The organism is Pseudomonas sp. S2_H10 (assembly GCF_054668285.1).
On record NZ_CP162754.1, the window covers coordinates 4,062,390 to 4,087,864 of the forward strand.

A 25,475-nucleotide genomic window follows, 5' to 3' on the forward strand; every position below is an offset into this window, starting at 1 on the left:
CAGACCCTTTAACTGGCCGTTGGTTTTTTGATCTGTTTTCGGCGAGGGTTGCTCGTGATTGTTAGTCCCTGTAACGCACCAAAATTGTCTGCCAAACGGTTACGCAGCGCCCTGGTAGCGGGCTCTGCACTGCTCTGCCTGCTCAGCGCCGGCCAGCTTTGGGCATTCAGTCTGGACGATGTATCGGTCAAGGCAAAAGAGCTGGCCGCGCAGAAGTACGAAGCGCCGCGCAGTAACCTGCCGAACGAGTTCCGCGACATGAAATTCGCGGACTATCAGAAAATTCGTTTTCTGACGGAAAAAGCCGAGTGGGCTGATCAGAAGACGCCGTTCAAGCTGTCCTTCTATCACCAGGGCATGCATTTCGATACGCCGGTGAAAATCAACGAAATCACGGCGAACACCGTCGAAGAGATCAAATACGACCCGAGTCGTTTCGACTTCGGCGACATGCAGTTCGATCCCAAGGCCACTGAACAACTGGGTTATGCCGGTTTCCGTGTGCTGTACCCGATCAACAAGGCCGACAAGCAAGACGAAATCATGACCATGCTCGGCGCGAGCTACTTCCGCGTCGTCGGCAAGGGTCACGTCTATGGTTTGTCCGCTCGCGGCATGGCGCTGGATACCGCATTGCCGTCCGGCGAAGAATTCCCGCGTTTCCGCGAGTTCTGGATTCAGCAGCCCAAGCCAGGCGACAAGCACCTGGTGATCTTCGCCCTGCTCGATTCTCCTCGTGCCACCGGCGCCTATCGCCTGACCCTGCGTCCGGGCAGCGACACCATCGTCGACGTCAAGGCGCAGATGTACCTGCGTGACAAGGTCGGCAAGCTGGGTATCGCCCCGTTGACCAGCATGTACCTGTTCGGCGCCAACCAGCCGTCGAAAGTACTCAACTACCGTCGCGAGCTGCACGACTCCAGCGGCCTGGCGATCCATGCCGGCAACGGCGAGTGGATCTGGCGTCCGCTGAACAACCCGAAACACCTGGCCGTGAGCAACTTCTCGGTAGAGAACCCGCGCGGCTTCGGTCTGCTGCAGCGTGGTCGCGACTTCAGCCACTATGAAGACCTCGACGACCGCTACGACAAGCGCCCAAGCGCCTGGATCGAGCCGAAGGGTGATTGGGGCAAGGGTACGGTCGACCTGGTCGAAATTCCGACCGCCGACGAAACCAACGACAACATCGTTGCTTTCTGGAACCCTGAAAAATTGCCGGAACCCGGCCAGCCGCTCGATGTCGCTTATCGTATGCACTGGACCATGGATGAAGCCTCGATTCACGCGCCGGACAGCGCCTGGGTCAAGCAGACCCTGCGTTCGACCGGTGACGTCAAGCAGTCCAACCTGATTCGTCAGCCGGATGGCAGCGTTGCCTACCTGGTGGACTTCGAAGGCCCGTCCCTGGCGGCATTGCCGGCCGATGCGGAAGTTCGCAGCCAGGTCAGCGTCGGCGACAACGCCGAGCTGGTGGAAAACAGCGTGCGCTACAACCCTGAAACCAAGGGCTGGCGCCTGACCCTGCGGATGAAGATCAAGGATCCGGGCAAGTCCACCGAGATGCGTGCCGCGCTGGTGCAGAACATCGTGCCTGCGGACCTGGCCAAGACGTCGATTCCGTCGTCGAACTCGTCGGTTGCCAAGGCCGACAAGGTCGCCGCCAAGCAACAAGAGAAAGCGGACAAGGAAGCCAAGCAAGCGGAAGCCAAGCAGGCCGAAGCCAAGCCTGTTGCAGATGCCAAGGACAAGGCCAATACAGACGCCAAGCAGCCTGTCGCTGCCGACGCGGCCCCAGCCACACCGGAATCGGCCCCGACTGAAGAAGTCCTGACCGAGACCTGGAGCTATCAGTTGCCTGCCGATGAGTAACTCTCAAGTACGGCCAGAAACTCTTTCGGAGTATCTGGCGCATCTGCCGATGACCGACCAGCAGCGCGCGGAACTCGCGGGCTGCCAGTCTTTCAGCGAATTGCACGAACGCCTGTCGTCTTCGACGTTCGACGCCCCGACCGAAGCCGCCCAGGCTTCGGTCGGCAAACGCCTGACCCTGAGCACGGCCGAAGAGCTGCAGGACGCGGAAATGCTGGTGCTCGACGCCAACGGCCGGGTCTGCCTCAAGGCGACCCCGCCGATCCGGCGGACCAAGGTCGTGCCGGAGCCGTGGCGCACCAACATTCTGGTGCGTGGCTGGCGCCGGATGACCGGTCGTACCAACCCGCCGAAGCCGCCGAAGGACGAACGTGTCCTGCCGGCTGCGCGCTGGCGTACCGTTGGTTCGATCCGTCGCTACATTCTGCTGTTGCTGATGCTCGGCCAGACCATCGTCGCCGGCTGGTACATGAAAGGCATCATGCCGTACCAGGGCTGGTCGTTCGTCGACCTCAACGAAGTGCTGCACCAACCGCTGCTGCAAACCGCCACGCAAGTGCTGCCGTATGCCTTGCAGACCAGCATCCTGATCCTGTTCGGGATTCTGTTCTGCTGGGTCTCGGCCGGTTTCTGGACCGCTCTGATGGGCTTCCTCGAGTTGCTCACCGGTCACGATAAATACCGTATCTCCGGGAAAAGTGCCGGCAACGAGCCGATTCCGAAGGATGCACGCACCGCCCTGGTGATGCCGATCTGCAACGAAGACGTGCCCCGGGTATTCGCCGGCCTGCGCGCGACCTTCGAGTCGGTGGCGGCCACGGGTGACCTGGATCGTTTCGACTTCTTCGTCCTCAGCGACAGTAACGACGCCGATATCTGTGTTGCCGAGCAGCAGGCCTGGCTGGACGTCTGCCGCGAAGCCGGCGGCTTCGGCAAGATCTTCTATCGCCGCCGCCGTCGTCGCGTAAAACGTAAAAGCGGCAACCTCGACGACTTCTGCCGTCGCTGGGGCGGCGACTACAAGTACATGGTCGTACTCGACGCTGACTCCGTGATGAGCGGCGAGTGCCTGACCAGTCTGGTGCGCCTGATGGAAGCCACGCCGGACGCCGGGATCATCCAGACCGCGCCACGTGCGTCGGGCATGGACACCCTGTATGCGCGCATGCAGCAGTTCGCCACTCGCGTGTATGGCCCGCTGTTCACCGCCGGCCTGCACTTCTGGCAACTGGGCGAGTCGCACTACTGGGGCCACAACGCGATCATCCGCATGAAGCCGTTCATCGACCACTGCGCCCTGGCGCCGTTGCCGGGTACAGGCGCGTTCTCCGGCTCGATCCTGTCCCACGACTTCGTTGAAGCCGCGTTGATGCGCCGTGCCGGCTGGGGCGTGTGGATTGCCTACGACTTGCCGGGCAGCTATGAAGAACTGCCGCCGAACCTGCTGGACGAACTCAAGCGTGACCGTCGCTGGTGCCACGGTAACCTGATGAACTTCCGCCTGTTCCTGGTCAAGGGCATGCACCCGGTACACCGCGCGGTGTTCCTGACCGGCGTGATGTCCTACCTGTCGGCACCGTTGTGGTTCTTCTTCCTGGTGTTGTCGACAGCGCTGTTGGCGGTCAACACGCTGATGGAGCCGCAGTACTTCCTCGAACCGCGCCAGCTCTATCCGCTGTGGCCACAATGGCACCCGGACAAGGCGATTGCGTTGTTCTCGACCACCATCGTGCTGCTGTTCCTGCCGAAGCTGTTGAGCATCATCCTGATCTGGGCCAAGGGCGCGAAAGAGTTCGGCGGCAAGTTCAAGGTGACCCTGTCGATGCTGCTGGAGATGCTGTTCTCCATGCTGCTGGCGCCGGTGCGGATGATCTTCCACACCCGTTTCGTCCTCGCCGCGTTCCTCGGCTGGGCCGCGACCTGGAACTCGCCGCAACGTGACGACGACTCCACGCCGTGGAGCGAAGCGATCAAGCGCCATGGTCCGCAAACCCTGCTGGGCTTTTTCTGGGCCATGCTGGTGATCTGGCTGAACCCGAGCTTCCTGTGGTGGCTGGTGCCGATCGTCGGTTCGCTGATGCTGTCGATCCCGGTGTCGGTGATCTCCAGTCGTGTCGGCCTGGGCCTGAAGTCCCGTGACGAGAGCCTGTTCCTGATCCCTGAGGAATACAATCCGCCGCAGGCATTGCTGGCCACTGACCAGTACACCCACGAAAACCGCTGGCACGCGCTGAACGACGGCTTCGTCCGTTCGGTGGTCGACCCACAGCAGAACGCCCTGGCGTGCTCGTTGGCGACCTCCCGGCACAATCAGGCCGAGCCGATCGAATGGCTGCGGATCGAGCGGGTGCGGCACGCGATGAAGGTCGGACCTGAAGGCCTGACCAACAACGAGAAAGTGCAACTGCTGAGTGATCCGGTTGCCTTGGCTCGCCTGCACGAGCAGGTCTGGAGCGAAGGTCACGCCGAGTGGCTGGGCGCATGGCGCAAGTCGGTCAATGCCGACCCCCATGCCCCGCTGTTACCGCTCAAGCCGATGAGCGTACAGCCTCAGATGGCGTAATGAAAAAACCCGCGAAAGCGGGTTTTTTTATGGCTTCAAGATTGTTCTTGAGCTTGCATCAGACTCTGTAACAGCAGCGTCTGGTCGGACGCCATCGTCGGAACGCCGCCCGGGGCAAGCCCGCTCCCACAAGGTTCGGTGGTGTTACACAAACCGCATGAACACCGGAAATTTTGTGGGAGCGGGCTTGCCCGCGAAGGCATCGCCTCAGTTTCAAGTGCACCGAGGCATGTGAATCACCTTAAACCCTGAACTTGCCCACCAGCATCTGCAGATGCGTCCCCAGCCGCGCCAGCTCGACGCTGGAGGCGGCGGTCTCTTCACTGGCTGCCGAGGTCTGGTCCGACACATCGCGCACGTTCAGCACGCTGCGGTTGATCTCTTCGGCCACGGCGCTTTGCTGTTCGGCGGCAGCGGCGATCTGCTGGTTCATCGCCTGAATCGCCGAGACGGTGCGGGTGATGCTTTCCAGCGAGCCGCCGGCGCGTCGGGTCAGTTCGACACTGCTGTCGGTCAGGATGCGACTGTTGTCCATGATGGCCGAGACTTGCTGGGTGCCGTTTTGCAGGCCGACGATCAGCTCTTCGATCTCTTCCGTGGACTTCTGGGTGCGCTGGGCCAGGCTGCGAACTTCGTCGGCCACCACGGCAAAACCACGCCCGGCTTCACCGGCGCGGGCGGCTTCAATCGCCGCGTTGAGCGCCAGCAGATTGGTTTGCTGGGCCACGGACTTGATCACGTCGAGCACGCTGCCGATCTTGTCGCTTTCGCGCTTGAGCTCGCCCATGGCTTCGGTGGAGTGGCCGACTTCCGCGGCCAGGCGTTCGATCTGGGCGATGGCTTCGCCGACCACCTTGTCGCCCTCACGGGCCTGCTGGTCGGCGGCGACGGCGGCTTCCGAGGCCTCTTCGGCGTTGCGCGCAACTTCCTGCACGGTGGCGGCCATTTCGTTCATGGCGGTCGCGACCTGATCGGTCTCGACCCTCTGGCTATTGACCCCGGCGCTGGTCTGCTCGGTCACGGCGGACAGCTCTTCGGCAGCACTGGCGATCTGCGTGACACCATCGCTGATGCCGCCGATCAGTTCACGCAAGCCTTGGGTCATGCTCTGCATGGCACGCTGCAACTGGCCAAGCTCGTCGCGGCGCTTCGAGGTCAGGTTGTGGGTCAGGTCGCCACTGGCGACGCGTTCAGCGACGGCCAGGGTCTGGTTCAACGGAATGATGATCTGCCGGGTGATCGCCCAGGCGGCCAGCAGGCCGAAAGCGATGGCCAGCAGCGTGGCGAGGGTCAGCATGTTCCTGGCGTTGGCGGCAACGGCGTCACGCACCAGGGTTTGCGAGGCGGTGAGTTTCTGGCTCATGTCCAGCAGGATGTCGCCTTGGGCAGCCATGCGCACCAGGGCCTTGGCGCTGGCCACCTGGGAGTCGCGGAACTGGCTGACGGCGAGGCGATAGGCTTTCAGCGAGTCGGTCGCCTGCTGCAGGTTGGCGATGTGTTCTTCAGGCAGTTTGGCCGGCAGGCTTTCGAGGTTCTTCAGGGCATTGTCGATCGCGTCGAGGGCCGGTTGTTCGGCTTCGCTCTTGCCGCTGTAGGTGTAGCCGCGAACCTGGAAGCGCGCCTGCTGGATCAGTTTGCTCAGATCGATCACGCTGTTGAACGCCGTCACGCTCTCGCCTTGCAGCATGGATTTTTCCACTTCGGCAACGCGGGCCACGGCATTGTCGGCGGTGGCGCCGAGTTTGCTGCGCGCGTCTTCGCGGTGGGCGCCGGCCTGGGTCATGTCGCCGAATGCACGACGGTACTCGGCGACAGCGGCCAGTTGTTGATCGACCATGGCCGTATCCGCCGGTTGCTCGATCAGCCCGCGAGCGGTCTGCAGACCGCTTTCGAGCTTGCCCAGCAGGTCATTGACGGCGCCGGGACCTTGTTCGCCGCGACGCATCTCGTAATCCAGGCGTGCAATGCGCAGGTCCTTGGTCAGGTCGTTTAGGCTGGCGATGAACCCCAGCTTGTCGCCACGGCTAGTCACGCCGTTCAGGCCGCTCCAGCCAGTGAAGGTGATCAGCAGGGTCAGCAGCAGCACCAGACCGAAGCCGATCCCCAGTTTGCGCTTGACGCTGACGTTTCCCAGATTCTCGGCTAGCCATTGATACATGCTGAAACTCCCCGTCCCACAATTTGGTTTTATGGGGGGTGTATCGGCAGAGCTGTGTGGATCTATAGGTGCACAGGATTTTTCAGATGTGTGGTGATCTGTGGCGAGGAGTTTAGAAAAGTCGTGCCAGCAGCGCAGTCACGGCGGTTTCGACGCGCAGGATGCGCTCGCCCAGTTGCACCGGTTGCAGGCCGGACTTGCCCAGCAGGTCGATCTCGTAGGGAATCCAGCCGCCCTCGGGGCCGATGGCCAGGGTCACGGGTTCACTCAAGGCGCGAGGGCAGGGCGGGTAGTTGCCCGGGTGCCCCACCAGGCCGAGGGTGCCCTCGGTGATCGCCGGCAAACGGTCTTCGACGAACGGCTTGAAGCGTTTCTCGATGACCACTTCCGGCAGTACGCTGTCCCGCGCCTGTTCGAGGCCGAGGATCAACTGCTCGCGAATCGCTTCCGGCTCCAGAAACGGCGTTTGCCAGAAGCTCTTCTCGACGCGATAGCTGTTGACCAGCACGATCCGTGGCACTCCCATGGCGGCCACGGTCTGAAACACCCTGCGCAGCATCTTGGGGCGTGGCAGGGCCAATACCAGGGTCAATGGCAGCTTGGCCGGTGGTGGCTGGTCGAGGGTGACGCGCAATTCCGCTTCGTCGGCGTCCAGGCGCAGCACTTCGGCCGAGCCCATCAACCCGCCGATCCGCCCGACGCGCATGCTGTCGCCGACTTCGCAGCGGTGGACTTCCTGCATGTGGGTCAAGCGGCGATCACGCAGGACCACCCGGTCGGCCGCAATGAAATCGGCCTCTTCAAGGAGCAGCAGGTTCACGCTTGGGTCGCTGGCGGCTGGTCGTTGTGATCGTCAGCCGGTTGGTCGTCCGGATGCTCGCCACGTTTGCTGATCAGGCTGCCAAACAGGATGCCGATCTCGAACAACAGCCACATCGGCACTGCCAGCAGGGTCTGCGAGAAGATGTCCGGCGGGGTCAGGATCATGCCGACCACGAAGCAGCCGATGATCACGTACGGGCGGATCTTCTTCAGGTATTTGACGTCGACCACGCCGATCCACACCAGCAGCACCACGGCCACCGGGATTTCGAACGCCACGCCAAAGGCGAAGAACAGCGTCATGACGAAATCGAGGTAGCTGGTGATGTCGGTCATCATTTCCACACCGGCCGGGGTGGCGGCGGCGAAGAACTTGAAAATCAGCGGGAACACCAGGAAGTAGGCGAAGGCCATGCCGGCGTAGAACAGAAAGATGCTGGAAACCAGCAAGGGCACGGCGATGCGTTTTTCATGCTTGTACAGGCCCGGGGCGATGAAACCCCAGATCTGATGCAGGATCACCGGGATGGCCAGGAACAGCGAGACCATCATCGTCAGCTTCAGTGGCGTCAGGAACGGTGACGACACATCGGTGGCAATCATCGTCGCGCCGGCGGGCAGGTACGCACGCAACGGAGTCGAGACGAAGGTGTAGATCTGCTGGGTGAAGGCGAACAGCCCGGCAAAGATGATGAAGATCGCCGCTACGCAGCGCAGCAGTCGGGTACGCAGCTCGGTGAGGTGCGAAACCAGCGGCATGTGCTGGTCGTTTTCAGGAAGATCGCTCATGGGGCTCGCGGCGGCAGTGTTGGGTCATGAGGGGCCGGCGCAACGGGCGCAGCCGCAGGTGCAACAGGTTCAACCGGAGTGGCTGCAACAACAGGCGCAGGTTCGACCGGCACGACAACGGGAGCAGGTGTCGGCTCGGCGGCAGCGGCAGGCGCATGAATCGTCTGCGCGCCCACATGCTCCACCGGCGTTGGCTCCTGCTGGACTGGCGTGAAGATTTTCCGCGCCTCCTGCTCAAGCGACAGGATGTGCTCGTTGTGCAGTTGCCGACGAATCTCGTCGGCACCGATTTCACGTTCAACTTCCTGTTTGATTGCGTTGAAGCTGCGCTTCAGGCGCCCGACCCACAGGCCGGCGGTGCGCGCAGCGCCCGGCAGGCGCTCGGGGCCCAGCACCAGCAGGGCGACGAGGCCGACGAGCAGCAGTTCAGAGAAGCTGATACCAAACATTAGTCAGTGCTCACACGTCTTTGCGAATCGGCTCTTCGACTTTCTGGGCCTGCACGTCGATGGTGTGCGGCTGGTTCACGGAAGCCTGTGGCTGCACCGGTGGTACCGGTTGGGCCGGGGTCGCATTCGGGTCGGCCGGTTTTTCGTCGTCGTTCATGGCTTTCTTGAAGCCCTTGATCGATTCGCCGACGTCGGTGCCGAGGTTTTTCAGTTTCTTGGTGCCGAACACCAGTACCACGACGACCAGGATGACGATCCAGTGTTTCCAGTCAAAAATGCCCATGCTGCTGCTCCTCTCTAATAGTTATTCAGGCGGACGGGCGCGAGGCTTTCTCGGCGTGTCCGGAGAGACCGAAACGACGGTCCAGTTCATCGAGTACAGCCTGTGGATGCTGCCCCAACTGGGCGAGCATGACCATGCTGTGGAACCACAGATCGGCGGTTTCGTAGATCACATCGCTGCAGTCGCCGCTGATGGCGGCGTCCTTGGCGGCAATGATGGTTTCGACCGACTCTTCGCCGACTTTTTCCAGAATCTTGTTCAGGCCCTTGTGGTACAGGCTGGCGACATACGAGCTGTCGGCGGCGGCGCCTTTGCGCTCTTCCAGCACCTGGGCCAGGCGGGTGAGAGTGTCACTCATGTTTATGTCCTGCGGAATAGATGGCGTGCGGATCTTTGAGGATCGGGTCGACGGTTGTCCAGTCGCCGTTCTCGTAAACGCGGTAGAAGCAGCTCTGGCGGCCGGTATGGCAGGCGATGTCGCCGATCTGCTCGACCATCAGGATGATGACGTCGGCGTCACAGTCCAGGCGCATCTCGTGCAGGGTCTGCACATGCCCGGACTCTTCGCCCTTGCGCCACAGCTTGCCACGCGAGCGCGACCAGTAGATTGCGCGGTTCTCGGCAGCGGTCAGTTGCAGTGCTTCGCGGTTCATCCAGGCCATCATCAGGACGCGCCCGGTCTTGTGATCCTGGGCAATCGCCGGCACCAGGCCATCTGCGTCCCACTTGATCTCGTCCAGCCAGTTTTTCATCTTTGACTCCGACAGCGGGCTCGACACTTCAATAGCCGAGCTCAGGCGTTGAAACAGTGTGCCAGTGCGCAACACAACTGGCTATCGGCGAACGACCAGATACAAACCGACGGCCATCATGATGCCGGCCGGCCAATACGCCAACTGGTTCAGCGGACCGCCAGCGGCGAGGATCGCGCCACCGGCCAGATGCGCCGTGCCGAGCAGGCGCAGGAACCACTCGTCGCGGCGTCGATGCCAAGGTGGCGGCGGGTCGTAGGCATGGGGCTGGGACATGCGTTCGAGCAGGTCGCGGGCCATGTTGGCCAGGTGCGGGAGCTGTTCGAACTGGCTCTGCACGTTGCCGAGCAGGGCTTTGGGGCTGACCCGCTCGCGCATCCAGCGCTCGAGGAACGGTTGCGCGGTGTTCCACAGGTCGAGGTCCGGGTACAGCTGACGGCCCAGGCCTTCGATGTTCAACAGGGTTTTTTGCAGCAGGACCAACTGCGGCTGCACTTCCATGTTGAAGCGCCGCGCGGTCTGGAACAGGCGCATCAGCACCTGGCCGAAGGAAATATCTTTTAACGGTTTTTCGAAGATCGGCTCGCACACGGTACGGATCGCCGCTTCGAATTCGTTGAGTTTGGTTTCCGCCGGCACCCAGCCCGAATCGATGTGCAACTGCGCCACGCGCCGGTAATCGCGCTTGAAGAAGGCGAACAGGTTGCGCGCCAGGTAATCCTGGTCTTCCGGGGTCAGGCTGCCGACGATGCCGCAGTCGATCGCAATGTACTGCGGGCTCCACGGATTCACGGTGCTGACGAAGATGTTGCCCGGGTGCATATCGGCATGGAAAAAGCTGTCGCGGAACACCTGGGTGAAGAAGATCTCCACGCCACGCTCGGCGAGCATTTTCATGTCGGTGCGCTGGTCGGCCAGGGTCGCGAGATCCGTGACCTGGATGCCGTAGATACGCTCCATCACCAGCACTTTCGGCCGGCACCAGTCCCAATAGACTTGCGGCACGTACAGCAGCGGCGAGCCTTCGAAGTTGCGCTTCAACTGGCTGGCATTGGCCGCCTCGCGCAGCAGGTCGAGCTCGTCGTAGATGGTTTTTTCGTAGTCGCTGACCACGTCCACCGGGTGCAGCAGGCGCGCATCGGCCGAGAGTTTTTCGGCGGCACCGGCGAGGATGAACAACCACGCCAGGTCCTGGGCAATCACCGGCTTGAGGCCCGGGCGGATCACCTTGACCACCACTTCTTCGCCGGTTTTCAGTTGCGCGGCATGCACCTGTGCCACCGACGCCGATGCCAGCGGTTCAACGTCGAAACGGCTGAACACTTCGCTGATTTTCTTGCCGAGCTGTTCTTCGATCAGGTTGACCGACACTTGCGAATCGAACGGCGGGACGCGGTCCTGCAGCTTCATCAGCTCATCGGCGATGTCTTCAGGCAACAGGTCGCGGCGGGTGGACAGGATCTGCCCGAACTTGATGAAGATCGGTCCAAGGTCCTGCAGCGCCAGGCGCAAGCGCGCGCCACGGCTCAGGTCCAGGGTCTTGCGCGGGAACCAGCGCCACGGCAGCACATAACGCAGCGCCCGCAAGAACCAGGGCAGCGGCAGGGCGAACAGCAGGTCATCGAGGCGGTAGCGGATCACGACGCGCTGGATGCGCAACAAACGGCGGACGGCAAGCAGCTTCATGCGTTATCGCTTGGGTCGAGGGATCGGGAAAGGCGCTCGAAACGCGCCTCGAGACGTTCCAGATCAAGCTTGATCTGGTCCAGTTCACTGAATCGGGCTTCGGCTTCGCGCTGGCCGACGAGGGTGCGCGATTCTTCGGCCAGGTATTCGCCCAGGTTCTGGCCCAGGCTGGCAAATCCTTGCTGATACCAACGGGCGCGGCTGCGCAGGTGACCGCCGACCAGTTGCGTGGCCACCGGCCCAAGCACGCGTGCGAGTTCGTACTCCCAGTCCAGTTCGAGGTCCTGGAGGATCGCCGCCAGTTCCAGCAGCACGCCGCTGTCACCGTCGAGTTCGACTTCAGGAGCATGCAGGACCGAGGTCTTGTCCTTGCTCATGGCCAGCTTCAGCAGGCTCGAGGCCGGTGCACGCAAGGTGCAGTCGGCGCCGGTTTCCCACTGGGAGGCGAGCATCAGGCCTTCGTCGCTGGGCAGGATGAACAGTTGCAGCGCCGGGCTGCGGCAATCGACGGCAATCACCTTGCCGGTCAGATGCGCGAGCCGCGGCAGCGCCGTGCTGTCGAGACGCAGCACCCGGTTCAGGCCGAGTTCAACGCTGGCGAGCAGGCCGGCGAGCAGCATCAGGGCTTGATGCCGCGGTGCAGGGCAACGATGCCTGCGGTCATGTTGTGATAGGTCACGCGGTCGAAACCGGCCTCGACCATCATCGACTTCAGGGTTTCCTGGTTCGGGTGCATGCGGATCGATTCGGCCAGGTAGCGATAGCTTTCCGAGTCGTTGGTGATCAGCTTGCCCATCAGCGGCATGAAGGCGAACGAGTAGGCGTCGTAGGCCTTGGACATCAGCGCGTTGGTCGGCTTGGAGAATTCCAGCACCAGCAGACGGCCGCCCGGCTTGAGCACGCGCAGCATGGAGCGCAGGGCATCTTCCTTGTGGGTCACGTTGCGCAGGCCGAAGGCGATGGTCACGCAGTCGAAATGGTTGTCCGGGAAAGGCAGTTTTTCCGCATCGGCCTGGACGAATTCGACGTTGCCGGCGACACCGAGGTCCAGCAGGCGGTCACGACCGACCTTGAGCATGGATTCGTTGATGTCGGCCAACACCACCTGGCCGGTCGGGCCTACCAGGTGCGAGAACTTGCGGGTCAGGTCGCCGGTGCCGCCGGCGATATCCAGCACGCGGTTACCGGTGCGCACACCCGACAGTTCGATCGCGAAGCGCTTCCACAGACGGTGCATGCCGCCCGACAGAAGGTCGTTCATCAGGTCGTACTTGGCGGCTACCGAGTGGAAAACCTCAGCGACTTTTTCCGCTTTCTGGCTTTCCGGAACGTTTTTGAAGCCGAAGTGAGTGGTGGGTTCGGCATCGCTGCCTTTGCGCTGATCAGTCATATCGCTGTCACCAAAAGAGAATGCGCGACATTCTAATCCCCAAGGCATGCTTTGTCTTGGCAAGGCTGAAGGTAAGATGGGCAACCATCGGGACGTTTTGACGCAGCAGAGGTCAAGATGCCTGGGGAAAGCATCCATAAAGCAGGAGTCATTCGATGGCCCGTATTAGTGTTGAACGTGCCCATGGCCTGGGTAAGGAAGCAGCTCGCGAGAAGGCCGACAAGCTGGCGCAGAAACTGTCCGATCAATATGGCCTGGAGCCGCAGTGGTCCGGCGACACCCTGAACCTCAAGCGCTCGGGTGTGAAGGGCGCGGTGCATGTCAGTGAAGATTCGATCAAGGTCGACGTGGAGCTGGGCCTGATGATGTCGGCCATGAGCGGCATGATCAAGGCGGAAATCGAGAAGGCGCTGGATAAAGCGCTGGTCTGATCAGGTGCTTCCCATGAAATGAGGTCCCTGTGGGAGCGGGCTTGCCCGCGATGAGGTCGGCACATCCAGCATCTTTATTGGATGACCCACCGTCATCGCGGGCAAGCCCCGCTCCCACAGGTTTCGTGTTTGCCCTGCTTGCTGTTTATGTCATTTGTTAGGGTGCCGTTTCTAATTTTTCTCCCTACTTTATGCCAGAGCCCGACACTTGTCCGGGCAGTTCCTCAAACCTTCTGCGCGTGAGGTGCACCATGGCCAAAGTTATTTTGAAGAAAAAAACCGACGCAGCGACCAGCACGCTGGGCGACGTCAAATCCTATGCCCGCAAGATCTGGCTGGCAGGCCTGGGTGCCTACGCCAAGGTCGGCCAAGAGGGCGCCGACTACTTTCAAGAGTTGGTAAAAGCTGGTCAAACTGTTGAAAAGAAAGGCAAAAAAGTAGTCGCTGAGAAACTTGAAGCGGCCAATGCCGAGATCGATGACGTCAAGAGTGAAGTCAGTACTTTCAAAGGCAAGGTTGAAGTTCAACTCGACAAGGTCGAGAAGGCGTTCGACACGCGTGTCGCAAGTGCCTTGAATCGTATCGGCATTCCGTCTAAACATGACGTTGAGACACTCTCTGCTAAGCTCGATGAGCTGACGGCATTGCTCGAACGTGTCGCGCGTAAATCTTAAGGAGAACGGGATGGCTGTTAAAAAGAACACCGAAAAAGAAGGCAGCTCGTGGATCGGGAAAGTTGAAGATTACTCCCGAAAAATCTGGCTGGCTGGTTTGGGCGTGTACTCGAAGATCGACACTGACGGCAGCAAACTCTTCGATGCATTGGTTAAGGACGGCGAGAAAGCCGAGAAGCTCACCAAGAGTGCCGTGGGCAAAAAAGTCGACGCCGCCAAGGACTCCGCTTCTTCGGCCAAGTCGCGCATCAGCGGCGTGAAAGATCGCGCACTGGGCAAGTGGGATGAGCTCGAAGGCGCTTTCGACAAGCGTCTGAACAGTGCCATTTCGCGTCTGGGCGTACCGAGCCGCAATGAAGTCAAGGCACTGCACAGCAAGGTCGAAACCCTGACCAAGCAAATCGAAAAACTGACCGGTGCCAAGGTTGCGCCTGTTGCGGCGAAAACCGCTGCAGCCAAGCCTGCTGCCAAGCCAGCCGCCAAAACCGCAGCCAAGCCACTGGTAAAAGCGGCGGCCAAACCGGCGGCCAAACCAGCCGCCAAAACTGCCGCGGCAAAACCTGCAGCAGCCAAGCCAGCCGCCAAACCGGTCGCCGCCAAAGCTGCCGCCAAGCCAGCAGCCAAACCGGCAGCGAAGCCAGCCGCCAAGCCAGCCGCAAAAACTGCAGCCGCCAAGCCTGCAGCCAAGCCAGCGGCCAAGCCTGCTGCTGCAAAGAAACCAGCGGTGAAAAAACCGGCTGCGCCAAAAGCCGCCGCCAAGCCGGCAGTGGCAGCTGCCAAACCGGCAACTCCGGCAGCAGCTCCGGTCAGTGCGTCGAACTCCGCTACTGCACCGACCCCTGCGGTCACCCCGACTGTCGCGCCAGTTCCATCGACGCCAACCAGTCAGTCCTGATTTTTCGGGACTCAAGAAAACGCCCGGCCTGCCAAGGTCGGGCGTTTTTTGTTGGTGAATGACAATCCCCTGTGGGAGCGGTGGCCAGAGTTATTCGTGGTCGTCCAGGTACTCCATCGCCATCTGTTCGGTCGCCACCTTCATCGCCGGCAGCAAGTGTGGCGCCACCAGCATCATGATTTGGTAAACCACCAGCCGCACCTCACCTTCGCGATCAAGAATCCGCTGATAATCCAGTGAAAACAGCAGGGTCATGGTGATCTGTTCCACCAGTTGCCCTAACGCCTGAGTGTCACTGACCAACTGCCCTTGAGCCTTCAAGCGCGCCAGCAACGACGCCAGTGTGCGCTTGAGTGCATTGAGCAGATTGCGAATGCCCTTGGCCAGTTTCGGCAGGCGTCCGGCGAGGTTCGACAGGTCCTGGAACAGAAACCGGTAGTGGGACAGGCGTTCGACGATCAGGTGCAGGAACAGCCAGTAATCCTCGGGGCCCAGTTCGGCGTCGGACGGTGGGTCGAGCAGCGGTTGCAGCTCGGATTGAAAGCGCTCGAACAGCCCGAGAATCAACGGTTCCTTGCCGTGGAAGTGGTAGTAGAGGTTGCCCGGGCTGATGCCCATTTCGTTGGCAACTTCCATGGTGGAGACATTCGGTTCGCCCTTTTGATTGAACAAGTGCAGGGCACATTCGAGGATCCGGTCGCGGGTTTTCATCCAGTCTTCTTAATGATCGGGTCTTGCCACGGCCGACAGCGGCCGTGGCTCGTTGAACGTCAGCGCACGCGCACGTAAGTACCGGGTGCTGCCTCCATCGGTGGATAGTTCTGGTTGCCGAGCGCCATGTGGGTTTCCTTCTGCGCGCCGGAGCGTTCCTGAATCCAGCTCAGCCATTGGGTCCACCAACTGCCGTCGACATGTTTGGCGTCGTAGTACCAGGCACGGGGGTCGCTGCTCAGTTTGCCGTTCTCGATGTAGTTGGCTTTCGGGTTGCTCGGCGGGTTGAGGATGCTTTGCACATGCCCGCTGTTGGACAGCACGAAGCGCCGCTCGCCACCGAGCAACAGCGTCGAGCGATACACCGCGTCCCACGGCGTGATGTGATCGTTGATGCCGGCGACGCTGAAGCTGTCGACGGTGACCTTTTGCAAATCGATCGGCGTGCCGCACACTTCCAGGCCGCCGGGGTGGGTCAGCGGGTTGTGCTTGAAGAAGTCCAGCAGGTCGCCGTGCAGGGCGGCCGGCAGGCGCGTGTTGTCGTTGTTCCAGTAGAGGATATCGAACGCCGGTGGCTCCTTGCCCAACAGGTAGTTGTTGACGAAGTAGCTCCAGATCAGATCGTTGGGGCGCATCCAGGCGAAGACCTTGGCCATGTCGCGGCCGTCCAGTACACCTTTCTGATAGGAGCGGCGCTTGGCCGCCTCCAGCGTCTGCTCGTCGGCGAACAGCGTGGCGGGGCTGTCCATCTGGCTGTCGAGCAGGCTCACCAGATAAGTCGCGCTGGACACCCTGCGCAGCTGCCGCTTGGCCTGCAAGTGGCCTTGCAGCGCGGCAATGGTCAGCCCGCCGGCACAGGCGCCCATCAGGTTGACTTCGCGAGCGCCGGTGATCGCCCGGCAGACGTTCATGGCCTCCTCCACGGCTTCCACGTAGGTCGAGAGCCCCCATTCGCGGTGACGCACATCCGGGTTGCGCCAGCTGATCATGAAGGTTTGCAGGCCGTTTTTCAGGGCGTACTGGACGAAGCTGTTGTGCGGGCTCAGGTCGAAAATGTAGTACTTGTTGATTTGTGGCGGCACCACCAGCAGGGGTTTGGAATACTGCTTTTCGCTCATCGGCTTGTACTGGATCAACTCCAGCAGCTCATTGCGAAACACCACGGCACCGGTGGTGGTCGCGACCGTCCTGCCGACCTCGAACGCCTGCTTGGTGACTTGTCGGGGCAGGCCGTCGTTATGCAGCAGATCGTCCACCAGATGGCTGATGCCGCGCACCACGCTGTTGCCGCCGGAATTGAACAGTTCCTTGACCGCCAGCGGGTTGAGCAAGGTGTTGGACGGCGATACGGCGTCGTTGAGCAGGGTGAAGGCGAAGTGGGCGCGGGCGCGGTCGTCCGGGCTCATGTTGCTCTCGTCGATCCAGCTCTTGACCTGTTTCTGCCAGCTCAGATAGGCCTGCAGGCTGCGCCGGTAAAACGGGTTGAGGCTCCACGCCGGATCGGCGAAACGGGCGTCCTGCGGGTTGGTCGGGTGCAGGGTTTCACCCAGCAACACACGGCCAAGCTGACCACCGAGTTTGAGGGCGTGTCGGGCGCTGTGCACCGGATTGCGCAAGCCATGGGCGGCCACACTGCGCAGGGTCGACAGCAGATCCCGACCACGCAGGCCGGTAATCGCACTCTGTGCATTGATGAAGGCGGCGGGAGTCGGTAGGGAATCCCTCGCTGGTTTCTCGCGCATGATTGAACACTCCTTCGTCTTCAGGCCAAAAACAAACACACTGAACCAGAACACCATAGACGCTGTAGCGGGTTGCTGCGCGGCGTGGCGTCCTGCCGACCGCGAATGCAGCGTTTAGCCGCCCAATGGCGCCGGACGCGGATGCATCACCGCGCGCTGGCGTTCCTCTTCGAGGAATTTCATGATGATCGGCGCCACCGCTTCGGCCCGGGTAATCAGGAACAGATGGCCGTCATCGATGATGTGCAGCTGGGCGTTGGGAATCCGCCAGGCCAGCAAGCGCATGTTGATCAACGGGATCAACGGGTCATCGTCGCCGGCCAGCACCAGCGTCGGCTGGCGGATCTTGTGCAGCCAGTGAATGCTCGTCCAGCCGAGGCCGGCGAACAGTTGCCAGTAGTAACCGAGCTTGCCCGCCGAACGCACCTTGGCGGCGTGGCTCGCGGCCAGCGTCGGGTCACGGCGGAAAGAGCCGCCGTAGATCATCGGCGCAATGCGGATCACATGGGACGGCTGGATATAGCGTCGCGGGCTGGCCATCATCCATAAAACCTTCGGCTTGCCCGGCACCATCACCGCACCCGCCGCCGTGGCGGCCAGCACCAGCTTCTTGCAGCGTTCCGGATAGTCATAAGCGAACTGCTGGGCCAGGGCGCCACCCCAGGACACGCCGATGACGTTGACCTGCCCGTAGTCGAGATAGTCGAGCATCCGCGCCGTGAGCTTGGCCAACCCAGGAAAGCGATACGGCCGGTTCGGCGTCGATGAACCGCCGACGCCGGGTACGTCGAAGGCGATGACCTCCAGGTCCGGGTCCAGTGCCGCGACGAACGGGAATACCAGCTCCAGGTTGGCGCCGATGCCGTTGAAAATCAGCAGGGGCGTCAAGTGAGGCTTGCCGGGGCGTACTGCCGTGCGGAGCGTCTGGCCATCCAGATCGACGGTACGGAATATGAAGGGTTGCGGCATGCTTCTGGCCCTGTGGGTGGATCTTGGTTCCTGACACGTATTCTGTAGGAGCCGGCTTGCTGGCGATGCGGTCATCTCGGTTTGCCAGTCTCACCGTGGTGATGCGTTCGCCAGCAAGCCGGCTCCTACAGGTCTGCGGGTCTAGCGCTCGTGCACGTATGTGCCTGGTGCAGCTTCACCCGCCGGGTAAGCCTTGTTGCCCAGTTTCAGCGGAGCTTTTTTCAGGTTGCCCGAACGCTGTGCCTGCCAGGCCTGCCAATGCAGCCACCACGAATCGGCGTGCTTGGTCGACTCTTCCTGCCAGTCATCGGCGTTGACGGGCATTTCAGTGCTGGTCATGTAGCGCGATTTCGGATTGCCCGGCGGGTTCAGGATGCTCTGGATATGCCCGCTGCTGGACAGCACGAACTCGACATTGCCGCCGAACAGTTGCGCCGATTTGTAGCAGGAGCGCCACGGAGTGATGTGGTCGCTGGTCCCGGCCAGGGAAAAGATATCGGCGGTGACCTGCTTCAGGTCGATCGGCGTGCCGCACACTTCCAGTGCATTCGGACGAATCAATGGGTTGCTTTTGAACATTTCGATCAGGTCGCCGTGGAACGCGGCCGGTAACCGGGTGGTGTCGTTGTTCCAGAACAGGATGTCGAATACCGGTGGCTCGTTACCCAGCAGGTAATTGTTCACCCAGTAGTTCCAGATCAGGTCGTTGGGGCGCATCCAGGCAAAGACTTTCGCCATGTCGCGGCCTTCCAGCACGCCGGCCTGATAGGAGTGGCGCTTGGCGCTTTCGAGGGTTTGTTCATCTACGAACAGCGCCACATCGCTGTCCAGGGTGGTGTCGAGCACGCTCACCAGCAGGGTGAGGGCATTGACCTTGTTCTCGCCAATCGCTGCGTAATGGCCCAGCAGCGCGGTACAGGTGATGCCGCCGGAGCAGGCGCCGAGCATGTTCACGTCCTTGCTGCCGGTGATCGCGGTGACCACGTCGACCGCTTCCTTGAGCGCCTCGATGTAAGTCGACAGGCCCCACTCGCGCTGCTCCTTGGTCGGATTGCGCCAGCTGACGATGAAGGTCTGCACGTTGCTGCGCAGGCAGAACCGCGCCAGGCTTTTTTCCGGGCTGAGGTCGAAAACGTAGAATTTGTTGATTTGCGGCGGTACCACCAGCAGCGGGCGTTCGTGCACCTGTTCGGTGATGGGCTTGTACTGGATCAGCTCCAGCACGTCGTTGCGAAACACCACTGCGCCTTCGGTCACGGCCAGGGTCTTGCCGACCTCGAACGCGCCCATGTTGACCTGGCTCGGCATGCCGCCGTTGTGTACCAGGTCCTTGGCCAGATGCGAAAGGCCGTCGAGCAGGCTTTTACCGCCGGTTTCGAAGAAGCGTTTGACCGCCGCCGGGTTGGCCGCCGTGTTGGTCGGGGCGAAGGCTTCGGTCATGAGGTTGATCACGAAGTGGCCGCGACTGACGTCCTTGGCCGGCAGGCTGCTGTCGTCGATCCAGTCGTGGAGTTCCTTGCGCCACGCCAGGTAGGTTTGCAGATAACGTTTGTAGAGCGGGTTCTGGCTCCAGGCCGGATCGGCGAAGCGACGGTCATCGCTGTTCGGCAGCAGCTCGGATTTGCCCAGCAGTACGTTCTTGAGTTCAAGGCCGAAATGAGCGACATGCTTTGCGCTGTGAATCGGTTGTTTGATGGCCTGCCTGAGCACCATGCGAGCAGAAGCCAGTAGATCTTTTCCACGCAATCCAACGACAGGATTAAGCCCCAAGGTGTTTTCGGAGGCTTGCTGCTTCAAGTCATCGTTATTCTTGTTACTCATCTACGACGCTCCAATGTCCTGAGACGAGTACCCGGGTCCTGCTGTGCAGTCACACAATCAATTCCAGGTACTGCTGCTCGGGTGACCGTTAATACTGCATCGCTGCTTTTTGTTCGCAGAGAGCACTGCAGGGAACTTGCCAGTTCCATTGGTTACCCGAGTTTAATTTTTTTCGCAAGCAGGCCAATCGACGGCCCTGGAGCGGAGCATTCAAACAGATGAAATTAGAAAATGCCCTCTAAAGAGCGAGAGGCTTGGATTAGAGCATCAGCTTAACGACGGATTCGTTCGGATCGCGGGTTTTTCCGGCGGCTTTCAGTTCGGCCAGATAATCTTCCCAGAGTGCGTCATAACGTCGCCCCAGCTCGTACAGATATTCCCAGGTGAACAGACCGCTGTCGTGACCGTCGTCGAAGGTCAGTTTGAGTGCGTACTGACCGGCCGGTTCTACCTTGCTCAGGCCTACGTTGATCTTGCCGAATTGCAGGATGGGTTTGCCGTGGCCCTGGACCTCGGCGGAAGGAGAGTGCACGCGCAGGAACTCGGCGGGCAGAGTGTATTCCTCGCCGGAAGCGTATTTCAGCGACAGGGTTTTCGAGGCTTTGTGCAGTTTGATATCGGTGGGGATCATGGCCGGATGTCCGTTGATATGCGTGGTCTGCCCCCTGTAGGAGTCGGCTTGCCGACGATGGCGATCTCGGGTCCGCCATCGCCGGCAAGCCGGCTCCTACAAGGAGTCACATGACCTACAGGATATAACGGGACAGGTCTTCGTTCTGCGCCAATTCGCCCAGGTGGCTGTTGACGTAGTCGGCGTCGATCTTGATCACCTTGCCGTCATGGGCGCTGGCCAGGTCGCCGGCGCTGAACGACACCTCTTCGAGCAGGCGCTCGAGCAGGGTGTGCAGGCGACGGGCACCGATGTTTTCGGTTTTCTCGTTGACCTGCCAGGCGATCTCCGCGATGCGCTTGATGCCGCTCGGCTGGAACTCGATGCCCAGGCCTTCGGTTTTCAGCAGCGCGCAATATTGCTCGGTGAGCGAAGCGTGAGGCTCGCTGAGGATGCGCTCGAAATCTTCAGGGCTCAGGGCCTTGAGCTCGACACGAATCGGCAGGCGACCTTGCAGCTCCGGCACCAGGTCGCTCGGCTTGCTCAGGTGGAACGCACCGGACGCGATGAACAGGATGTGGTCGGTCTTGACCATGCCCAGCTTGGTGTTGACGGTGCAGCCTTCGATCAGCGGCAGCAGGTCGCGCTGTACGCCTTCGCGGGATACATCGACGCCACCGGAGTTGCCACGCTTGGCGACCTTGTCGATTTCGTCGATGAACACGATGCCGTGCTGCTCGACCGCTTCCAGGGCCTTGGCCTTCAACTCTTCATCGTTGACCAGGCGACCGGCTTCTTCGTCACGCACAAGTTTCAGCGCTTCCTTGACCTTGAGCTTGCGGGCTTTCTTCTTGCCCTTGCCCATGTTGGCAAACAGGCTCTGCAACTGGTTGGTCATTTCTTCCATGCCCGGTGGCGCGGAGATGTCGACGCCGGCCATTTCGGCGACTTCGATTTCGATCTCCTTGTCATCCAGCTGGCCTTCGCGCAGGCGCTTGCGGAACAGCTGACGGGTGTTGGAATCGGCAGTCGGGGCGTCATCGCTGCTGAAGCCCATGCGTGCCGGTGGCAGCAGGGCGTCGAGGATGCGCTCTTCGGCAGCGTCCTCGGCACGGTGGCGAACCTTGATGATTTCCTGCTCGCGCAACAGCTTGATTGCGGCATCGGCGAGGTCACGAATGATCGATTCGACGTCGCGGCCGACATAACCGACTTCGGTGAACTTGGTCGCTTCGACCTTGATGAATGGCGCATTGGCCAGTTTTGCCAGGCGACGGGCGATCTCGGTTTTACCGACACCGGTCGGGCCGATCATCAGGATGTTCTTCGGCGTTACTTCAACGCGCAGCTCTTCAGGCAGTTGCATGCGGCGCCAGCGGTTGCGCAGGGCAATGGCGACGGCGCGCTTGGCATCGTCCTGGCCGATAATGTGGCGGTTGAGTTCGTGGACGATTTCGCGGGGAGTCATGGACATAATATTCAGTGGACCTCAAGCAAGAATGAGCCGTGGTGCGGTGGGCTGCACGGGCTTACTCGGCGCAGTCCTGCTCCTCGATGGTCTGGGTGTGGTTGGTGAATACACAGATGTCGCCGGCGATGCCGAGGGCGGTTTCGACGATTTCCCGGGCCGACAGATCGGTCTTTTTCAGCAGTGCGCTGGCAGCGGCCTGAGCGTAGGCGCCGCCGGAACCCATGGCGATCAGGCCGTCTTCGGGTTCAACCACATCGCCGTTGCCGGTGATGATCAGGGAGGCGTCTTTGTTGGCGACGGCGAGCATGGCTTCGAGGCGGCTCAGGGAGCGGTCGGTGCGCCATTCTTTGGCGAGCTCGACAGCGGCGCGTACCAGGTGACCCTGATGCTTCTCCAGTTGGCCTTCGAAACGTTCGAAGAGGGTAAAGGCGTCGGCGGTGGCGCCGGCAAACCCGGCGATGACCTGGCCGTGGTACAGGCGGCGAACTTTTTTCGCGTTGCCTTTCATCACGGTATTACCAAGGGAAACCTGGCCGTCGCCGCCCATGACGACTTTGCCGTGGCGGCGAACTGAAACGATGGTGGTCAAGGGAAGAGTCTCCACGCAGCGGGGCGAAAATGCCTTATGCCCATTCATATGGGGGTGCTGGAGGGGATTTCAACTGTAGGAAGGGAGAGGGGACGAGTGGTGTTTCGCGGGAAAGGTTGTGTTGCCTGGTCTGGCGCCATCGCCAGCAAGCCGGCTCCTACAGGTAATTGTGTAAATCCTGTAGGAGCCGGCTTGCTGGCGATGAACGATGACGCGGTGTTTCTGAAGGACTCAGCGGCTCTGGCGTTGTTGTAACAACAGATTGCTGAAGCCCGCTCCGGCCAATTGTTTCTGGGCCGTGGTCAGTTGCTCGCGGTTGCTGAACGGACCGACCAACACCCGATACCAGGTTTCGTCCTTTACCGTGCCGGACTCAACCGCCACAGCCTGGCCCAGCAAGATGATCTGCGCGCGAACCTTGTCCGCGTCAGCTTCTTTGCGGAACGAGCCCGCCTGCAGGAAGAACCTGGTCACCGGTGCCGCCTTGACCGGCGGCGCTGGTGGCGGCGTAATCCCGGCCAAGGCGGCCTGGGCACGAGCCGTGTCGATCTTCGCCGCTTCGGCCGGGGTCACCGGTGTGGTCGGAATAGCCGGCACTTGCGGTGTCGGCAGGGTTTTTTCCGGCACTGCATCCGGCGGCACGATGACTTCCGATTCCGGCAGCAAGGTGTAGAAGTCGTATTTCGGCTTCACCGGTTGCGTCGGGCTCGGCGGGGTCTTGTTGGCTTCGGCGATTTTTGTCGCTTTCTGCTGTTGCTCGACCTTTTCACGCTTGACCGTGTCGCTGCCCTTGCCCGGTTCCAGTTTCATCAGGAACACGATGAACGCGCCGACCGTCAGGCCGATGGCCATCCACAGCCAGCCCGGGATCGGTTGCTTTGCAGGAGCTTGGTAACGGCTGGCGCCACGCTTGGGTGCAGGTTTTTCTTGGCAGCCAACTTACATACGCTCCAGAGTTTCCAGGCCCAAGAGTTCCAGGCCTTGCTTGAGAGTGCGTCCGGTCAGCGCGGCGAGGCGCAGACGGCTCTGCATTTGTGCCGGGGTGTCGGCGGCGAGGATCGGGCAGTTCTCGTAGAAGCTGGAGAACAGGCCGGCGACGTCGTACAGGTAAGTGCAGAGGATGTGCGGGGTGCCTTTTTCGGACACGTTGTTCAGGATCTCGCCGAACTGCGCGAGCTTCGCCGCCAGTTCGTGTTCGTGCGCCGCTTCGAGGACGATCTGGCCGTCGACTTCGCTGAAGTCCTTGCCGAGCTTGCGGAATACACCGGCCACGCGGGTGTAGGCGTACAGCAGGTACGGCGCGGTGTTGCCTTCGAAGTTGAGCATCAGGTCGAAGTTGAAGCTGTAGTCGCTGGTGCGGTGTTTGGACAGGTCGGCGTATTTAACCGCGCCGATGCCCACCACCTTGGCGATGTTGCGCAACTCGGCCTCGGCCAACTCCGGGTTCTTGTCCTTGACCAGGGTGTAGGCGCGTTCCTGGGCTTCGGTCAGCAGGTCGATCAGCTTCACGGTGCCGCCATCACGGGTCTTGAACGGACGGCCATCGGCGCCGTTCATGGTGCCGAAGCCCATGTGTTCCATTTCCATCGGATGGGTCACGAAACCGGCCTTGCGCGCCACGGCGAACACTTGCTGGAAGTGCAGGGCCTGGCGCTGGTCGACGAAATACAGCGCTCGATCGGCCTTGAGCTTGCCGCTGCGGTAGCGCACGGCCGCCAGGTCGGTGGTGGCGTACAGATAGCCGCCGTCAGCCTTGACGATGATCACCGGCAGTGGATCGCCGTCGGCGTTCTTGAACTCGTCGAGGAACACGCACTGCGCGCCGTTGCTCTCGACCAGCATGCCTGCGGCCTTCAAATCGTTGACCACGTTGATCAGGTCGTCGTTGTAGGCACTTTCGCCCATCACGTCGGCCATGGTCAGTTTGACGTTGAGCAGTTCATAGATCTTCTGGCAGTGCGACAGCGAGATGTCCTTGAACTTGGTCCACAGCGCCAGGCAGTCCGGATCGCCAGCCTGCAACTTGACCACCAGGCCACGGGCGCGGTCGGCGAACTCTTCGGATTCGTCGAAGCGCTGCTTGGCGGCACGGTAGAAGTTCTCCAGGTCCGACAGTTCGTCGCTGGTGATCGGGTTTTCCTGCAGGTAAGCCATCAGCATGCCGAACTGGGTGCCCCAGTCGCCGACGTGGTTCTGACGGATCACGGTGTCGCCGAGGAACTCCAGTACACGGGCCACGCCGTCGCCGATGATGGTCGAACGCAGGTGGCCGACGTGCATCTCCTTGGCCAGGTTCGGCGCCGACAGGTCGACCACGGTGCGCTGCACCGGGCCGGCCTTGCGCACGCCGATGTGGTCATCGGCCAGGGCGGCGTCCAGGCGAGCGGCCAGGGCGTCGGTGTTCTGGAAGAAGTTCAGGAAGCCCGGGCCGGCGATTTCGGTCTTGGCGACGTTTTCGTCAGCCGGTAGCGCGGCGATGATTTTTTCCGCCAGATCGCGGGGCTTCATGCCGGCCGGCTTGGCCAGCATCATGGCGATGTTGCTGGCGAAATCGCCGTTCTTCCTGTCGCGCGAGTTTTCCACCTGGATCGCCGGCGACAGGCCTTCAGGCAACACACCTTCGTTGACGAGTTGGGTGATGGCTTGTTGGATCAGCTGGCGAATGGTGTCTTTCATGGTCTTCTCTTTCGACCGCAGGCGCGGCGGCGCATCATGCGCTGGTGGAAAAACTGGGCATTATCCGTTGCGAAGACGGGCTTGCCAACCTTAGCAGGCAGGTTGTGGATGTGTGGTGACAATTG

23 protein-coding genes and 2 pseudogenes are annotated in these 25,475 nt (G+C 61.3%); 5 read left to right on the top strand and 20 right to left on the bottom strand.

Annotated elements, in window-relative coordinates; all coding sequences use genetic code 11:
- Positions 1 to 54: 54 nt before the first annotated feature.
- Both AB4O16_RS18190 and mdoH read left to right on the top strand, forming a co-directional pair.
- Positions 55 to 1,869 (top strand): glucan biosynthesis protein G, encoded by a 1,815-nt coding sequence (locus AB4O16_RS18190; protein WP_160390651.1) that lies wholly within the window; start codon positions 55 to 57, stop codon positions 1,867 to 1,869.
- Positions 1,862 to 4,432, top strand: a complete 2,571-nt coding sequence (gene mdoH / locus AB4O16_RS18195; RefSeq protein WP_160390650.1) for a glucans biosynthesis glucosyltransferase MdoH — start codon at positions 1,862 to 1,864, stop codon at positions 4,430 to 4,432. The genes AB4O16_RS18190 and mdoH overlap by 8 nt, the downstream gene beginning before the upstream one ends.
- A 241-nt stretch (positions 4,433 to 4,673) precedes the next feature.
- On the opposite strand, the gene AB4O16_RS18200 is transcribed toward mdoH, so the two are convergent.
- The 11 genes and pseudogenes from AB4O16_RS18200 to ubiE all read right to left on the bottom strand — a co-directional run bounded on the left by AB4O16_RS18200 (position 4,674) and on the right by ubiE (position 12,761).
- Positions 4,674 to 5,546 (bottom strand): methyl-accepting chemotaxis protein, encoded by an 873-nt coding sequence (locus AB4O16_RS18200; protein WP_460158071.1) that lies wholly within the window; start codon positions 5,544 to 5,546, stop codon positions 4,674 to 4,676.
- Positions 5,529 to 6,590 (bottom strand): annotated as a pseudogene (locus AB4O16_RS18205) (methyl-accepting chemotaxis protein); the annotation flags it as partial. The pseudogene AB4O16_RS18205 and the gene AB4O16_RS18200, both read right to left, overlap by 18 nt.
- A gap of 112 nt (positions 6,591 to 6,702) precedes the next feature.
- The gene (locus AB4O16_RS18210; protein ID WP_460155473.1) at positions 6,703 to 7,410 is read right to left on the bottom strand and encodes a 16S rRNA (uracil(1498)-N(3))-methyltransferase; all 708 of its coding nucleotides are present in this window, start codon (positions 7,408 to 7,410) and stop codon (positions 6,703 to 6,705) included.
- Positions 7,407 to 8,201: a twin-arginine translocase subunit TatC gene (gene tatC, locus AB4O16_RS18215; RefSeq protein WP_103397258.1), complete on the bottom strand. Its 795-nt coding sequence runs from the start codon at positions 8,199 to 8,201 to the stop codon at positions 7,407 to 7,409. Before tatC ends, AB4O16_RS18210 begins: the two co-directional genes overlap by 4 nt.
- A complete protein-coding gene (gene tatB / locus AB4O16_RS18220; protein WP_160390648.1) occupies positions 8,198 to 8,650 on the bottom strand; it encodes a Sec-independent protein translocase protein TatB in 453 nt (150 codons plus the stop codon). The genes tatC and tatB overlap by 4 nt, the downstream gene beginning before the upstream one ends.
- Positions 8,651 to 8,660: 10 nt before the next feature.
- On the bottom strand, positions 8,661 to 8,933 hold the full coding sequence (locus AB4O16_RS18225; RefSeq protein WP_007989280.1) for a twin-arginine translocase TatA/TatE family subunit: 273 nt from the start codon (positions 8,931 to 8,933) through the stop codon (positions 8,661 to 8,663).
- Between the two features lie 25 nt (positions 8,934 to 8,958).
- On the bottom strand, positions 8,959 to 9,291 hold the full coding sequence (locus AB4O16_RS18230) for a phosphoribosyl-ATP diphosphatase (RefSeq protein WP_007899279.1): 333 nt from the start codon (positions 9,289 to 9,291) through the stop codon (positions 8,959 to 8,961).
- Positions 9,284 to 9,685 (bottom strand): phosphoribosyl-AMP cyclohydrolase, encoded by a 402-nt coding sequence (hisI, locus tag AB4O16_RS18235; protein WP_460155474.1) that lies wholly within the window; start codon positions 9,683 to 9,685, stop codon positions 9,284 to 9,286. The genes AB4O16_RS18230 and hisI overlap by 8 nt, the downstream gene beginning before the upstream one ends.
- Before the next feature lie 81 nt (positions 9,686 to 9,766).
- A complete protein-coding gene (ubiB, locus tag AB4O16_RS18240; protein ID WP_160390646.1) occupies positions 9,767 to 11,371 on the bottom strand; it encodes a ubiquinone biosynthesis regulatory protein kinase UbiB in 1,605 nt (534 codons plus the stop codon).
- Positions 11,368 to 11,991, bottom strand: a complete 624-nt coding sequence (locus tag AB4O16_RS18245; RefSeq protein ID WP_160390645.1) for a ubiquinone biosynthesis accessory factor UbiJ — start codon at positions 11,989 to 11,991, stop codon at positions 11,368 to 11,370. The genes ubiB and AB4O16_RS18245 overlap by 4 nt, the downstream gene beginning before the upstream one ends.
- Entirely contained in the window at positions 11,991 to 12,761 is a 771-nt protein-coding gene (ubiE, locus tag AB4O16_RS18250; RefSeq protein ID WP_007989286.1) for a bifunctional demethylmenaquinone methyltransferase/2-methoxy-6-polyprenyl-1,4-benzoquinol methylase UbiE, read from the bottom strand. Before ubiE ends, AB4O16_RS18245 begins: the two co-directional genes overlap by 1 nt.
- A gap of 155 nt (positions 12,762 to 12,916) precedes the next feature.
- Here ubiE and AB4O16_RS18255 point away from each other — a divergent pair, with 155 nt between their 5' ends.
- The 3 genes from AB4O16_RS18255 to AB4O16_RS18265 all read left to right on the top strand — a co-directional run bounded on the left by AB4O16_RS18255 (position 12,917) and on the right by AB4O16_RS18265 (position 14,761).
- A complete protein-coding gene (locus tag AB4O16_RS18255; protein WP_015093124.1) occupies positions 12,917 to 13,192 on the top strand; it encodes a polyhydroxyalkanoic acid system family protein in 276 nt (91 codons plus the stop codon).
- Positions 13,193 to 13,443: 251 nt separating this feature from the next.
- Entirely contained in the window at positions 13,444 to 13,866 is a 423-nt protein-coding gene (locus AB4O16_RS18260) for a phasin family protein (RefSeq protein ID WP_460155475.1), read from the top strand.
- 10 nt (positions 13,867 to 13,876) lie between these two features.
- Complete coding sequence (locus tag AB4O16_RS18265) at positions 13,877 to 14,761, top strand: phasin family protein (protein ID WP_460155476.1); 885 nt, start codon at positions 13,877 to 13,879, stop codon at positions 14,759 to 14,761.
- A gap of 90 nt (positions 14,762 to 14,851) precedes the next feature.
- Here the strand turns inward: AB4O16_RS18265 and AB4O16_RS18270 are convergent, their stop codons facing one another.
- From AB4O16_RS18270 to argS, 9 genes and pseudogenes are all read right to left on the bottom strand, one after another.
- The gene (locus tag AB4O16_RS18270; protein WP_160390642.1) at positions 14,852 to 15,472 is read right to left on the bottom strand and encodes a TetR/AcrR family transcriptional regulator; all 621 of its coding nucleotides are present in this window, start codon (positions 15,470 to 15,472) and stop codon (positions 14,852 to 14,854) included.
- A 59-nt stretch (positions 15,473 to 15,531) separates the two neighbouring features.
- Positions 15,532 to 17,214 carry a class II poly(R)-hydroxyalkanoic acid synthase gene (gene phaC / locus AB4O16_RS18275; protein ID WP_460155477.1) on the bottom strand — a complete coding sequence of 561 codons (1,683 nt, stop codon included), beginning with the start codon at positions 17,212 to 17,214 and terminating at the stop codon, positions 15,532 to 15,534.
- 114 nt (positions 17,215 to 17,328) lie between these two features.
- Complete coding sequence (gene phaZ / locus AB4O16_RS18280; RefSeq protein ID WP_160390640.1) at positions 17,329 to 18,183, bottom strand: poly(3-hydroxyalkanoate) depolymerase; 855 nt, start codon at positions 18,181 to 18,183, stop codon at positions 17,329 to 17,331.
- A gap of 141 nt (positions 18,184 to 18,324) precedes the next feature.
- A complete protein-coding gene (phaC, locus tag AB4O16_RS18285; RefSeq protein WP_160390639.1) occupies positions 18,325 to 20,004 on the bottom strand; it encodes a class II poly(R)-hydroxyalkanoic acid synthase in 1,680 nt (559 codons plus the stop codon).
- A 259-nt stretch (positions 20,005 to 20,263) separates the two neighbouring features.
- Complete coding sequence (locus AB4O16_RS18290) at positions 20,264 to 20,635, bottom strand: gamma-butyrobetaine hydroxylase family protein (protein ID WP_160390638.1); 372 nt, start codon at positions 20,633 to 20,635, stop codon at positions 20,264 to 20,266.
- A 115-nt stretch (positions 20,636 to 20,750) separates the two neighbouring features.
- The gene (gene hslU, locus AB4O16_RS18295; RefSeq protein ID WP_460155478.1) at positions 20,751 to 22,088 is read right to left on the bottom strand and encodes an HslU--HslV peptidase ATPase subunit; all 1,338 of its coding nucleotides are present in this window, start codon (positions 22,086 to 22,088) and stop codon (positions 20,751 to 20,753) included.
- 55 nt (positions 22,089 to 22,143) lie between these two features.
- Positions 22,144 to 22,674, bottom strand: coding sequence for an ATP-dependent protease subunit HslV (gene hslV / locus AB4O16_RS18300; protein ID WP_007975582.1), 531 nt, complete (start codon positions 22,672 to 22,674; stop codon positions 22,144 to 22,146).
- A 231-nt stretch (positions 22,675 to 22,905) separates the two neighbouring features.
- A pseudogene (locus AB4O16_RS18305) lies at positions 22,906 to 23,601 on the bottom strand (SPOR domain-containing protein); the annotation flags it as partial.
- A gap of 12 nt (positions 23,602 to 23,613) precedes the next feature.
- Entirely contained in the window at positions 23,614 to 25,350 is a 1,737-nt protein-coding gene (gene argS / locus AB4O16_RS18310; protein WP_460155479.1) for an arginine--tRNA ligase, read from the bottom strand.
- Positions 25,351 to 25,475: the final 125 nt, after the last annotated feature.